This is a genomic window from Methylobacterium currus, assembly GCF_003058325.1.
Classification (GTDB): Bacteria; Pseudomonadota; Alphaproteobacteria; order Rhizobiales; family Beijerinckiaceae; genus Methylobacterium; species Methylobacterium currus.
Genome location: NZ_CP028845.1, coordinates 71,269 through 84,700, shown reverse-complemented (window position 1 = coordinate 84,700; position 13,432 = coordinate 71,269). Strand labels below are relative to the sequence as shown.

Sequence of the window (13,432 nt, the reverse complement as noted above, 5' to 3'; positions counted from 1 at the left end):
GTCTGCGTGACGGAGCGGCATTGCCCGCCGATCGGTCAGCATGATGTCACACAACCCGTCTTGTGGTCTACGCTCCGTGAACAGGCCCGCATTCCTGTTTCGTGACGGATGGGAAGCGGATGCCGGCCAAGACTATCTTGTCACCGGCGCAGCGCGCCGCGATCTTCGACCCGCCTGCCGATCACGCGACGATCGAACGACTCTACACCCTCGGTCCCGCCGACCTCGTGCAGGTGGCACGGCGTCGGCGAGGTCCGAACCGGATCGGCCATGCGGTGCAGCTCTGCTACCTCCGTCATCCCGGACGCGCACTGGTGGCGGGTGAGGCGGTGCCCGACGCGATGCTGGAGTTGCTCGCCGGTCAGATCGGATGCGATGCCACCGACTTCGCCAGCTATGCCGCCCGCCCGACGACGCTGCGCGAGCATCGCGCCGAGATCGAAGCCTGGCTCGGCCTGCGCGCCTTCGAGCGGGCGGACGTGCGATCGATGCTGGCGGTGGGGTCGGAGATCGCCGCCTCGACCGACCGGGGCGAGACGATCGTCGCCGGCATGGTCGATCGGCTGCGGCTGGGCCGGATCGTGCTGCCGGCCGCATCGACGCTGGAACGGCTGGCGCTCATCGTACGGACCCGGGCGCGCAAGGCCGCCCATGCCGGGCTGATCCGAGACTGCCCGGCCGAGCAGCAAGCGGCGCTCGATCGCCTGATCGCCTCGGACGACGACGGCCGCACCCGGCTCGGCTGGATACGGGAGTGGCCGGAGGCGCCGTCGGCTGCCAACCTGAAGGGGATCGTCGAACGGCTCGACGCGGTGCGCGCCATCGGGATCGCGGCGGACGGGGCACGCCGCATCCATGCCGCCCGCTACGCCGTCATCGCGCGCACCGCCGGCCTCGTCACCGCCCAGCACCTGCGCCGCCTCGAACGTCCTCGTCGGCTCGCCATGCTCGTCGCCTCCATGATCGAGATGGAGGCGGCGCTGACCGACGCCGCCCTGGTCATGGTCGAGAAGATGGTGGGCGCGCTGTTCCGCCGTGCCGACCGCACCCGCTCCGACCGGCTGCTCGGGCAAGCGCGGATGCTGAAGGACACGGCCCGCCTCCATGCCCGGCTCGGCCGCCTGCTGGTCGAGGCCCGCGCGAGCGGGCGCGACCCCTTCCGCGCGATCGACGACCGAGTGGGGTGGGATCAGCTGGAACGCAGCATCCGCTTTGCCGAGGATCTGACGCGCTCGGTCGATGACGGCCTGGAGGATGTGGTCGAACGCTATCCCGCCGTGCGGCGGTTCGCCCCGACCTTCCTCGCCGCCTTCACCTTCCGCACGGCGCGGTCGGGCGATCCGCTTCTCGGTGCGATCGAGGCGCTGCGGACGATGTACCGCGACGGTCGATCGGTCCTGCCGAAGCGGGTGCCGACCAGCTTCATCAGGCCGCGCTGGCGCAAGGTCGTGCAGCCGGTCGAAGGGACGATCGACCGGCGCGCCTACGAGATCGCGGTGATCGTCCACCTGCGCGAGCGGCTGGCCTCGGGCAGCATCTGGGTGGACGGCAGCCGCGCCTATCGCACGCTCGACGATTATCTGCTGCCCGTGCCCGCGTTCGAGACGATGCGCGCCGATGGCAACCTGCGCCTCGCCGTGTCGCCTGGGTTTGCCCAATGGCATGAGGAGCGCCGCACGCTCCTGGCCCGGCGTATGACCGAGGTGGAGCGCGCCGCCGCGGCCGGTGGGCTGGTCGACGTGACGATCGAGCGCGGGCAGCTACTGATCTCACCCATCCGGCGCTCCCCGGCCGACGAGGCCGAGGCGTTGAAGAGCCAGCTCTACGCGATGCTGCCGCGTGTCCGCATCACCGACCTGCTGGTGGAGGTCGCCGCCTGGTCGGGGTTCGCCGACCGCTTCGTCCATGCCCGCAGCGGCGTACCCGCTTCCGACCCGGCCGCGCTGATGGGCGCGATCCTCGCCGACGCGACCAACCTGGGCCTCGGGCGCATGGCGGAAAGCTCGCGCGGGCTGACGCTGCCGCGCCTGCGCTGGACAGCGGAATGGCATGTGCGCGACGAGACCTACCTGTCGGCGCTGGCGGCGATCGTCGATTGCCACACCGTGCATCCGCTCGCCGCGGTCTGGGGCCCGGGCGACACGTCGTCGTCGGACGGGCAGTTCTTCCGCGCCGGCGGTCAGGGCGAGGCGCGCGCCGATCGCAACGCCCGCTACGGCACCGAACCCGGTGTGCTGTTCTACACGCACGTCACCGACCGCTTCACGCCGTTCCACACCAAGGTCATCGCCGCCAATGCCGGCGAGGCCGCCCATGTCCTCGACGGCCTGCTCGATCATGAGAGCGACCTGGTCATCCGCGAGCATGCGACCGACACCGCGGGCGCGGTCGATCATGTCTTCGGCCTGTGCCACCTGCTCGGCTTCCGCTTCGCGCCGCGCATCCGCGATATCAACGAACGCCGGCTGTACGGCCTGTCGCCGCTCGACCCGTGGCCGACGCTGCGCCCGCTCGTCGCCGGGCCGGTCAACGTCCGCGCCATCGAGGCGGACTGGGACGAGACGCTCCGGCTCGCCGCCTCGATCCGGGCCGGCACCGTCAGCGCCTCGGTCATGCTGCGCAAGCTCGCGGGCTATCCGCGCCAGAACCCCGTGGCGCGTGCGCTGCGCGAGGTCGGGCGGGTCGAGCGCACCCTGTTCATGCTCGACTGGTTCGACGATCCCGGCCAGCGGCGCCGGACCGGCAGCATCCTCAACAAGGGCGAGGCCCGCAACGCGCTCGCCCGCGCCATCTTCTTCAACCGCCTCGGCGAGCTGCGCGACCGCACCTTCGAGAACCAGCGCCATCGTGCCTCCGGCCTGACCCTCGTGACCGCGGCCGTCACGCTGTGGAACACCGTCTATCTCGATCGCGCCGTCCGCCATCTGCGCGGCAGCGGCGTCGCGGTGCCCGACGAACGGCTCGCCCACGTCGCCCCGCTGGGCTGGGAGCATGTCGGCCTCACCGGCGACTACCTCTGGGCCGAAATCGACAAGCCCCGCGAACGGCTCAGGCCGCTCCGCCTCCACCAGCAAGGCCGCGACGCTTAGCGTACGTTTTCGACCATCCTCTCACCGGTCCCCTAATGAGTCGGACGCAAGTTGCTGCTGACGGGCACTCCGAGTTTGCCGCGGAGCAGCGCTTGCAGGACAGGTCCCAGGCTGAACTCCCCTCGCCTCTTTCGATCCACCAGCGCACGCAAGTAGCCGCCCGGCGCTTTGATGTGCTCCGCTCGTTGCAGGATCGCTGCGATCGTCACCGCAGCCGCATCTTCGCCCATGACTTCGCGCGCCTCGTCCCAGGCATTCGGGCTGATCCCGAGCATGGATCGAACCAACCCCGCAGCGTCGACCAGTTCCCGCCACGAGCCGATTCCACCCCGCGCGTAATCCCGGATGTCCGGGCAGGCACTGAGGACAAGGCCGAGGGGGTAAGTGGCGCGAATCGACCAATGCCCTGGTGGGCTCCCCTGCCCTGATCCGTCGGTCACAACTGGCACCGCAATCTGCGGGCCGAGAGCCGAGCCCTCCTTCTTCTCCTCTTCGGAGGCTTGTTCAGAATCAGGAGGTTCTGGCTTTGAATTCTGTTTGTGCCGCTCGTTTTGAGTGGCATTGCCGCTCGATTCCTTCGATTCCTGATGCTCAAGCAGCAACTTACACACATCCGCTGCCAGATCGGCGAGCGCTCCGCCGGCCGCCGTCAGATCGGAGCAAGACGGTGCCCGGGGTAACGCGGTCATCGTCGCCCTGTAGCGGGCCCTCAGCGGCTCCGACGCCCCTGGTGCACCCTCGGCCTCGTCGAGGGCCTCGATGAGCTTCATGCAGTCTCGCCGCAGCAGCGTGACGCGCTCGCGGGCGATGCGAAGCGCGAGTGCATCGGACCGTACGGCCTCGGCGAGACCCGCGAACTCGGCGGCGCGCGCGACCAGGGGAGAGAGATCGAAGCCGTAGGCCTGCGCGATCACGCCGGCCGGGCCGCGGCGGCAGTAGCGCTTCCCGTTGGGGCTGTCCCGGCGAATGACGATGCCGGCCTCGACCAGCGCGGCGAGATGCCGGCGAATGGTCGCCTCTCCCATGCCCCTCGTCCGGATGACGAGAGCACGGTTGGACGGGAACACGACGAGGCTCGGCGCCTCTCCGATCTGCAATGCCGTCTCGGGCAGGAAGGTTGCGAGCGCGTCGAGGACGGCCAAGCTGGACGCGGAGAGGCCGAGCTGAGCTCGTGCCTCGGTGATGTCGCGGAGAACAGCCCATTTCTCGACCGTTGTCTCGCGAGGGCAGCCGTCCGCGGTCGCCTGCGCCTTCACCTGCGCAGCCGTCAGCGATCGCCGCCCGAAGGGCGTCGTGATGTGGAGCATGCTCTGTCGAGCACCGGGCAAAGACCGGGCGTTCGCCGCCGCGAAATTTTCGCGAACGGCGCTGTTCCGCCTTGCGATGTGCCGGGAGGTGTGGTTCTCTGACTTTGCGACAGACAGAGAGGGTCTTCCGGGCGTCGGTTCGGGGGCCCTTTCTTTTTGCGGTGTCCTCGTCTCCTTTCAGTTCGGGGTGAGGGGAGGGGTCAGGCCTTGCTCGCCCGGTAGGCGGCAAGGATCTCGGGAAGCCGGCGGGCGAGGTAGTCGCCGAAGCCCGGCTCACTCGCCTCATCGGTCGTCACGCGCACGCCGGACGTGCTGCGCTCGACGCGGGCGAATTTCAGGCCCTTGGAATCCTTCAGCGTCTCGGCCTTCGGCTTCCTGGTCGCCTTCGGCGCCGGGGTGAGGGCAGCCAGCACCACGCCGAAACGCTCATTCGACGTCTTGCCGAAGAGACCCGAGGCGGCGAGGGCCGTGTCGATCTGCTCGGGTGTCGCGGCCTTGATCCGGTCGGCGAGGGTGAGCCAGTTCGGCCGACCGATCTTGGGCGCCGGACCGATGATGGCGAGCACGGATGCGGGGATCGCGTCGGCGACGGTCAGCAGGCTCGACAGATGGGGAGCCTGCATGCCCATCGCCTTGGCGACGACCTCGCGAGTGACACCGGCTTGCACCATGTTCCGAGCGAAGTGCGCCCGCTCGATGTAGCTCAGGTCGGCTCGAGCGAGGTTCTCCGATCCCTGCGCGATGACAAGCTCGGTGTCGCTCAAGGGGCGCACGATGGCGCGCAACGGGCGACCGAGGATCCGCGCCGCGCGATGCCGGCGGCGGCCGTAGGCGATCTCGTAGCGACCGGGCTCACCGGGCTTGGGCCGAACCAGCGCAGGGCTGCGCTGGCCCTCCTCGCGGATCTGCTCCACGAAGGCGTCGAACGCCGTGTCGGTCGTATCGGGCACCCGATCCGCGATCGCGGAGGGATCGCAGATCTCCGGATCGAGTTCGATCACGCTGCCGTCGCGCTCGGCATCGGCGGCCGCGCGCGCCTGCTCCTGCGCCTGCCACGCAGCACCGAACGAGCGAGCTGCGCCCGTGCGGCGAGGAGAGGGGTTGTTACCACCTGATAAGGGGGGCGAAGTCGTTGATTCCGTTGATAATGTCGTGGTCGAGACCGGCTCCGGCGTGGGCCGGGCCATCAGATGGCGGATGCTCTTGCTCATGCCCGCCCCCACGCGCCGCGGATGAGCGCTTCGATCTCACGGTTGACGTCGTCGAAGGCATCCAGCGCCCGCCGATAGGTCGCGCGGCTCACCTCGTCGCTGCGATCCTTGCCCAGTGACGTCTCGTAGATCGTCTGACCGACGAGACCCGACGTCGAAACGGCCGGGGTCTGGAGCATCGCCTTCGGCAGCACGTAGCTTCCGAACAGATCCTGGAGCATTCCGACCACCGAGGTCTGCGGCACGCTCTGGGGATCGTAGCGCGTGATGAGGTAGCGGAACCAATCCTGGGTCGGTGGCGGAGCGCCCTCCTCCTGAACCGTCTCCATCAGATCGCTCATCATCGTCAGGAACTGACGCATGGATGCGAGGTCGATCATCTGGGGATGAACGGTGATCAGGGTCGCGGTGGCCGCGCACAGGGCCGAGATCGCGAAGTAGCCGAGCCGGGGCGGGCAATCGATCACCACCACATCGTAGTCCGCAGCGATGCTCTCGATCGCGACGGGGAGGCGGGCGAAAAACGGAGGACCGCCCAACTTGCGCCGCTCGGGGCTCGACATGAGGGGTGCGTAGAACTCGAACTCCTCGAGTTCGAGATTCGCCGAGGCGAGGTCGAGCCCGGTGAAATATGTCTGGCGGATCACCTCCCGCATCGGGCGCTGACCTTCGCCGTAGCGGACAGCGTCGTAGATCGTCGGTCCACTGTCGTCCGCGCGCACGCCGAGCAGGGTGGACAGGCTGGCCTGCGGGTCGGCGTCGATCGCCAGCACGCGGTAACCGTGGAGGGCGAGGTAGTGCGCCAATCCGGCGGTGTGCGTGGTCTTGGCCGAGCCGCCCTTGAAGTTCGTCAGCGCGATGACCTGGAGGTGCTCGCCCTTCTCGCCGTTGCGATGGGGGAGGTACCCTCGCCCGACGCGATCGATCTCGTGAAGGTGTCGGCGGACGGCATGGATCTCGGCGAGGGTGAAATAGCGACGTCCCGCCGGCCCGATCTCCAGATCTGGCGTGAGCCGGTCGAAGGGCAGTTGACGAAGGCGCACCTCTGTGATGCCGAGGAGTCGCGCCGTCTCGCCGGCCGAGAACCGCCGCAGGGTCTTCTGCGCGGTGGGAGGATAGAAGCCGACCGCGAGATCCTGCAGCTTATCGCCGAGCAGCCGGGCGTGGCTCGCTGCGATCTCGTTGGAGTGCGCTTCGGTGCCATCCACGAGCACGTGCTGGTTCATGACCCCTCTCGCTAGCGCTAAACCGACAGATTACGCCATACCACCGCTAGCGGCGAGATGAGACTGATTCGGTACGAGAGTCGAGTCCCATGCAAGCCCCAGGTAAGTTTGAGGACCGACTCAGGTGTGGAGAAACATGAAGCAGGACCTGCAGATCCGTGCACGGGCCGAAGCCACGGCGAGGCACGACTGGATCGAACGGGGCCGACTCGACTGCAGGTGAGGTGTGGGGTTCAATTGTCGGCCTGATCCGCTCCAGTACGCCTGACGAAATCTCTAGCTGACCAGGTGTTTTCGGCTCTATTTACGAAATATAAATCATGTATAACCGGGATAAATATTGTCGTTTCCCCCGGATCGTGGTACAGGGCCGCCGACAAGTTTCTCCTCGGCCATCAACCCTCCTCGGCAGATGCGGATCGCCCTCCTCACCACCATCGTGCCCAACACGCTGAAGACAGGCAGCGAGATCGCCACCCGGGCGATCCTCGCGGCGCTGGCCGAGCTCGGGCACGACGTCGTTCTCTACGGCTACGGGCGGGCGCCGTTCCGGGTGACGGCGCCGGTGGACAGCGTGCTCCTGGGGACGATCCCGATCGAGACCGCGACGGCGCCCCTCGCCGATACCGTGTCCTGGGCCTGGCGCAGCCTGACTTCCGGCCACCCGATCTCGTCGGAGAAGTACAACTACCTGCCGGCGCACCGTCTGAGGGAGGAGATCGCCCGTTCCGGGGCGGACCTCCTGATCGTGGACCACGTCAACCTCTACCCGTTCGTGCGCGAGCTCGCCGGATCCATCCCCGTCGGGGTGATCTTCCACGACATCCAGGCCCTGTCCTACGCGATGGTGGCCAAGGCTGCCCGACGGCCCTGGTGGCGGGCCGTCTATGCCCGGGAGGCCCGGCTCAACGCGGTGCTCGAGCGACAGGCAGGGGCGGAGGGGCGCTTCGCGTGGTTCCTGTCGCAGGCCGATGCCGACCGTGCCCGGCGCGACCTCGGCATCGCGCACGGGGCCGTGCTACCGCTGTTCTTCCCCCTCGTTTCCGGCCCGGTCCAGGCGGATGTCGACGATGACATCGGTCTCATCGGGACCTGGAGCTGGCCGCCGGTGCGCGAGGGCATGACGTGGTTCCTCGACCACGTGGTGCCGCGCCTGCCGCCGGAGATCGGCATCGCGGTGGCGGGTGCGGGATCCGAGGCGCTGCCGGAGGGACGGATCAAGCGCCTCGGCCTCGTGCCGGACGCGCGCGCCTTCCTGGCCGGCGTGCGGGTCGCCGCCGTGCCGACGGTCGCGGGCACCGGCATCCAGATCAAGACGCTGGAGCTGGCCGCCACCGGGACGCCCGCCGTGTCCACCCGGCTCGGGGTCCGCGGGCTCGACGTGGTACCCGACAGCCTGCGGGTGGCCGAGACACCCGAGGATTTCGCCGCCGCCCTGGTCGAGGCTGTGCGCCGCCCGCGCGCCCACGATCCGGAGGCGGGCCTGGCCTGGAACGAGGCGCGACGCCGGGCGGCGGTCACGATGATCGCCGACGCGCTCGCGGGGCTCTGACGCCAGCGCGCCCGCACGTCGCCCTGCTTGGGAGGGCCGTCCTGGCACGCAGGCCGCAGGCTCTGGCGGATCAACGGGCGGGCCTGTGCCGGATCGGTACGGGCTGACCCATTTCCGCCTTCGAGGAGCCCGATGCAGGACAGCCGGACGAACCTGCTGGTCGACGAACCCGTCCGGACGCGCCGTTCGCTGCTCCTGCCGCGGCTGCGCGCGGCCTGGGCCGGGCTGGGGGAGCGCGGCCTCGTGCGGGGCTACGTCCACCTGCTCGGCGGGTCCGTCACCCGGCTCCTGCTCTCGCTCGTCTACTTCGTCTCCCTCACGAGCGCGCTCGGCCTCGACGATTTCGGCCTGTTCGCCACCAGCGCGGCGGTCGGCATGGTGCTGTCGCGCCTCGCCGCCTTCGGGTACGGCGCCAACATGGTGGCGATCTCGGCCACCCGCCCGCGGCTCCTGGGGCAGTATCTCGGATCCTACGCGGTCTGGCTCGCGGTCTCGCTGCCGTTCTGCTTCGGGCTGGCGCTGCTGATCCACTGGGCCTTCTTCCCGGGCCAGCTCCTCGCCTACCTGACGGTCGTCGCGGTCGAGGTCGTGGTCTGGCGGCTCATCGACCTCGTGGCGGTGGTGAATGGCGGCCTCGGCCGCTACGCCCGCTCGGCCGCGGCATACAATATCGGCTTCCTCGCCCGGACCCTCGCGGCGCTCGCCTTCCTGGGATCGGGCGACCACAGCCTCGCGACCTGGGCGCTCGCCTACGCGGCAGCCAACATCGCCGCCCTCGTGGTCGTCGTCGCCACCCTGCTGCCGCGGGTGCGCCTGCGCCTGCGGCGGCGCTCCCTGCTGCTGCGCGGCCGCCACGCGCTCGCGCTCGCGGGGGCCTACGTCGTCTCGGCCGGGCAGGGCGAGAGCGACAAGGTGCTGGTCCTCGCCCTCGGCGGCGAGGCGAATGCCGGCCTCTTCGCCACCTGCATGCGCCTCGTCGACCTCACCGCGATGCCGGTGCGGGCCTTCAACGTGATGATGATCCGCACCCTGCTGCGCGACCCGGCCGCGATGCGGGGGACCCGGGCCAAGCTGCTCACCGAGGCCGGCATCCTGGTCGTCTCCACGGCGGCCTTCGCGGTCATCGCCCTCGCGCTCCATGTCTGGCCCGGCCTGCTCGGGCGCGAGGTCGCGAAGGCGGCCCCGATCCTGCCGCTGCTCTGGGCGGTGCCGGCCCTGCGCAACCTGATCGAGTACCAGGCCGAGCTGCTCTACGCCTGGCAGCGGATGTTCGGCCTGTTCTGGATCTCCGGCCTCCTGATCCTGCTGAAATCAGCCCTGATCGCGGCCGTGTTCTGGCAGTTCCACGGTCCGGCGCAATGGGCCGGGATGATCAACGCCGTCTTCCTGGTCGCTTATCTCGCCTCCAGCCTCGGCACCTACGCCTTCGGCCGCCGGGGGCCGGGAGCGACCGTTCCCGGGCCGCCGGCCTGAACAACAGGAGACCGATCGTGACGCAGCCCTCGCACATCGATCGCCGGGCGGCCCTGAAGGGCGGGATCCTCGGCACCGCCGCCCTCGCGGCAGGCACGGCCGCGCCCGCCGCCCTGGCGGCTCCGGGAGCCGCGAAGCCGGGCCCCGCGGCGCGGGCCCGGCCGGCGGCCCCGCTCGGCACGCCGGTGGGCTGCGCGGTCCAGGCCTCGCTCCTCGACCGGGACGCGGGCTACCGGCGGGCGATCCTGCGCGACTGCGACCTGGTGGTGACGGAGGATGCCCTGAAGTGGGACCGCCTGCGGCCGACCCGCGGCGCCTTCGACTTCGCCGAGGGCGACGCCATCGTGCGCTTCGCCCGCGACGGCGGCCTGGCGGTGCGCGGCCACGCCCTCGTGTTCCACGGCCAGGTCCCGCCCTGGCTCGACACGCTGCGCAGCCGCGCCGAGGCCGAGGCCGAGCTGCGCAAGCACATCGCCACCGTGGTCGGGCATTACCGCGGCGCGATCACCTCCTGGGACGTGGTCAACGAGTTCACGGACGACGCGCCCGAGCGCGGCACCGGCCTGCGCAACACCCTCTGGCGACGGCTGATCGGGGACGGGTACATCGAGATGTCGCTGCGCGCCGCCGCGCAGGCCGATCCCGCCGCCCAGCTCCTGCTGAGCGACTACTTCCTCGAATTCGAGGGCGAGCACTACGATTCCCGCCGCGCCGTGATGCTGCGCACGGTGCAGGGCCTGGTGGCGCGGGGCGTGCCGCTGCACGGGGTCGGGATGCAGGGCCACCTCTACTCGGACCGGGTGGTCGACCGGGCCGCGGTGGCGCGCTTCGTCGCCGAGGTGCGGGCGCTCGGCCTCGTGGTGGTGGTGACCGAGCTCGACGTCATCGACCAGACCTTTCCGGCCGACCTGCGCCAGCGCGACGAGCTCGTGGCGCAGCAGGCCTTCCGGCTCCTCGACGCCATCGCGGAAGGCGGCGGCGCCGACGCGGTGCTGACCTGGGGCCTGCGCGACCGCGACAGCTGGACCCGCTGGCACAAGCCGCGGCCGGACGGCCTGCCGACCCGCTCGCTCCCCCTCGACGACGACCTGAAGCCCAAGCCCCTGCACGAGGTGATGCAGCATTTCCGCCGGCGCGTGGCGAGCGCCGCCCCGCTGCCCGGTCCGGGCCGGGCTCCGTGAGGCGGGGACGCCGAGGGTCCTTAGTCCCCGCCACGTCCTGTCGTCACTCCCTGACGCGGTAGGCCGTGAGGTAGCGCAGGCCGAAGACCGCGATCAGGAACGCGACCCAGAACGCCTCGTCGCGCTGGAAGAACAGGGTCTCCATCGAGCCGAGGAAGACCGCGAACAGCCAGATCCGGAAGAACAGGAGAGCGAGGTCGCGGCTCGCGGGATCGCGCCGCGCCCGGGCGAAGTCCAGGATCGGCAGCACGACCAGGGCCCAGACGGCGAGGGCGAGGCCCGGCAGGCCGGTGGTGAGCGCGAGGTCGAGATAGGAGTCGTGCGAGTGCGAGGCGGTGGCGGCCCAGGGGTTCCGGGCGGCATCGACGGCGTAGCGGACGTACTCGGTGTTCCAGAACCCCATGAAGCCGTACCCGGTCAGGGGCCGCTCCAGGAAGGACGCGAGCGCGAAGCCCCAGATCCCGGTCCGGTTGGTGAAGGTGGGATCGCTCATGACGCGCTCGTTGAACGCGGCCACCGCCGGGATCGCGGCCGAACCCACCGTGAAGGTGAGGTAGAGGACGAGCGGAACCAGGCAGACGGCGAGGAGCAGCGGGACCGAGCGGATCCGGCCCGCCAGCCACGCCCAGGCGAACACGAACGGAACGAGCGCCTGCGGCTGCTTGGCACCCGTGAAGGCCAGGAAGGTGCCGGCGAGGACGAAGAGGCAGGGGCCGAGCACGAGGCGCCACCGCCCGGTCAGGTAGGCCCCCAGGATGAGGAAGACCACCATCATCGGTCCGGTCCTCGACTTGTGGTCGTAGATGCCGCGCCAGGATCCGGTGAGGTTCACCTCCGCGGCGGCGTCGGCTTGGTGCACGGCGAGGTGCGGCACCAGCGCGACCGCCAGGAAGCACAGCACGACCACCGTGATCGCGACGCCGCCGATCCAGGCCTCGAACTGGCGCTGGCTGCGCGGCAGCAGCAGCAGGACGCCGACGATCGCCATGACCATGGCCGACAGGATCAGCCGGCGCAGCGACAGGCCCGGATTGATCGCGAAGGCGCAGTCCAGCAGGAACCAGCCCAGCACCGCCCCGTAGGCCGGGTGCAGCAGGGGCGCGGCGCGGCGCCAGCCGCCGGCCCGCAGCGCCCACAGGCTGAGCCCGAACAGGGTGAGGAACACCACCTGGTTGAAGCGGTCGGCCGCCTCGGTCGGCTCCAGCAGGGCGCCGTCCGACAGGTCCTTGAGCGGCTCGAGGGTGATCCAGAAGATCAGCAGGGCGAGAACGAACAGCCCCGCCCGCGCGAGGAGGCCGATATCGAGGGCCGGCGCCCCGTCCAAGGCTGGGCTCGAGCCGGGCGCCCGACCCGAGGCGGCCCCCCGGGTCACGGCAGGCGTCCCTCCCGCGGGCGGTACTGCTCGGGCCGGAAGCCGGCCTGCGCGGTGACCCGTCCGAGCGCCTCCAGCAGCGGATGGGTCGAGGCCAGGAGATCGCCCGAGGATGCGAGCCGGGACAGCGACCGCAGGGGGCCGAGCCCGAGGAGCGCCAGGCTCTTGGCCGGGATGCGCAGCCGGTCGAGCGGGCGGCGGGCGTTCTTGCGCTCGATCATGTAGTTGATCGCCCCGTAGCGCAGGCTGCGGGCGACCACCCAGCGCAGGCTGGTGCGGCCGGCCGGCACGGTCTCGACCGCCCGCGCCTCGGCCTCGAAATAGGCGGTGAAGCCCGCGTCGCGGGCGCGCTTGAAGAAGTCGAAGTCGCCGCCGCCGACGAAGTCGAAGGCGGGATCGAGGTAGGGCTGGCCCAACCGGTCGAGCACCTGCGCCCGCATCGCGAAGTTGCCGCTGCCGTACAGGAACGGGACCGGTCCCGAGGCGGTGTAGTAGGGCGTGAACACCGGATGCCCGGCGAAGCGGCCGGCATCCGGCCGCTCGAACCGGGGCAGCACCGGTCCGCCGACGAGGTCGGCGCCGGAGCGCTCCTGGGCGTCCACGATCCGGCGCAGCCAGTCGGGTTCGGCGAGCTCGTCGTCGTCGATCATCGCCACCAGGGGCGTGTCCGGGAAGAGCGCGCGGGCGGCCGCGAAGACGCCGTTGCAGGCCGAGCTGTGGCCCGGACGGGCCACGACGACGGCCGCGCCTGTGACCACTCCCTCGCGCATCATCGCCTCGGCCCGCGCCGCGCCCGCCCGCCCGGCGGGATCGTTGTCGGCGACGAGGCAGGCGAAGGGCCGAGCGAAGTCCTGGGCGGCGAGGGACCGCAGGGTGAGGGCGAGGTGGTCGGGGCGGCGCATCGTCGGGATGCAGACGACGACGGCCGGCGCCGCCGCGGTCTTGCCCGCATACGCGACCTCGAACGGCTCCGGCCGGGCCGGCAGGCTTTGCGTGGGCTGGGCTTGCATGGGCAAGTCTC

9 protein-coding genes are annotated in these 13,432 nt (G+C 70.4%); 4 read left to right on the top strand and 5 right to left on the bottom strand.

The annotated features are described in order from the left end of the window. The first annotated feature begins 119 nt into the window (after positions 1-119). On the top strand, positions 120-3,089 hold the full coding sequence (locus DA075_RS34955) for a Tn3 family transposase (protein WP_096488052.1): 2,970 nt from the start codon (positions 120-122) through the stop codon (positions 3,087-3,089). Between the two features lie 32 nt (positions 3,090-3,121). Here DA075_RS34955 and repC read toward each other — a convergent pair whose 3' ends face one another. From repC to repA, 3 genes are all read right to left on the bottom strand, one after another. Then, a complete protein-coding gene (gene repC / locus DA075_RS34950) occupies positions 3,122-4,396 on the bottom strand; it encodes a plasmid replication protein RepC (RefSeq protein ID WP_099957639.1) in 1,275 nt (424 codons plus the stop codon). A 200-nt stretch (positions 4,397-4,596) separates the two neighbouring features. After that, complete coding sequence (repB, locus tag DA075_RS34945; RefSeq protein WP_099957689.1) at positions 4,597-5,607, bottom strand: plasmid partitioning protein RepB; 1,011 nt, start codon at positions 5,605-5,607, stop codon at positions 4,597-4,599. Next, a complete protein-coding gene (repA, locus tag DA075_RS34940; protein WP_099957638.1) occupies positions 5,604-6,833 on the bottom strand; it encodes a plasmid partitioning protein RepA in 1,230 nt (409 codons plus the stop codon). The genes repB and repA overlap by 4 nt, the downstream gene beginning before the upstream one ends. Positions 6,834-7,245: 412 nt before the next feature. Between repA and DA075_RS34935 the strand changes: the two genes are divergently transcribed. The 3 genes from DA075_RS34935 (at position 7,246) to DA075_RS34930 (ending at position 11,039) form a co-directional block, all read left to right on the top strand. After that, a complete protein-coding gene (locus tag DA075_RS34935; protein ID WP_099957637.1) occupies positions 7,246-8,385 on the top strand; it encodes a glycosyltransferase in 1,140 nt (379 codons plus the stop codon). 132 nt (positions 8,386-8,517) lie between these two features. Continuing rightward, the gene (locus tag DA075_RS36270; RefSeq protein WP_123834603.1) at positions 8,518-9,858 is read left to right on the top strand and encodes a lipopolysaccharide biosynthesis protein; all 1,341 of its coding nucleotides are present in this window, start codon (positions 8,518-8,520) and stop codon (positions 9,856-9,858) included. Between the two features lie 17 nt (positions 9,859-9,875). Then, positions 9,876-11,039 carry an endo-1,4-beta-xylanase gene (locus tag DA075_RS34930; protein ID WP_164712605.1) on the top strand — a complete coding sequence of 388 codons (1,164 nt, stop codon included), beginning with the start codon at positions 9,876-9,878 and terminating at the stop codon, positions 11,037-11,039. A 43-nt stretch (positions 11,040-11,082) separates the two neighbouring features. Here DA075_RS34930 and DA075_RS34925 read toward each other — a convergent pair whose 3' ends face one another. Both DA075_RS34925 and DA075_RS34920 read right to left on the bottom strand, forming a co-directional pair. Next, complete coding sequence (locus DA075_RS34925; protein ID WP_099957635.1) at positions 11,083-12,363, bottom strand: O-antigen ligase family protein; 1,281 nt, start codon at positions 12,361-12,363, stop codon at positions 11,083-11,085. Positions 12,364-12,407: 44 nt separating this feature from the next. Beyond that, complete coding sequence (locus DA075_RS34920) at positions 12,408-13,421, bottom strand: glycosyltransferase family 2 protein (protein ID WP_164712604.1); 1,014 nt, start codon at positions 13,419-13,421, stop codon at positions 12,408-12,410. Positions 13,422-13,432: the final 11 nt, after the last annotated feature.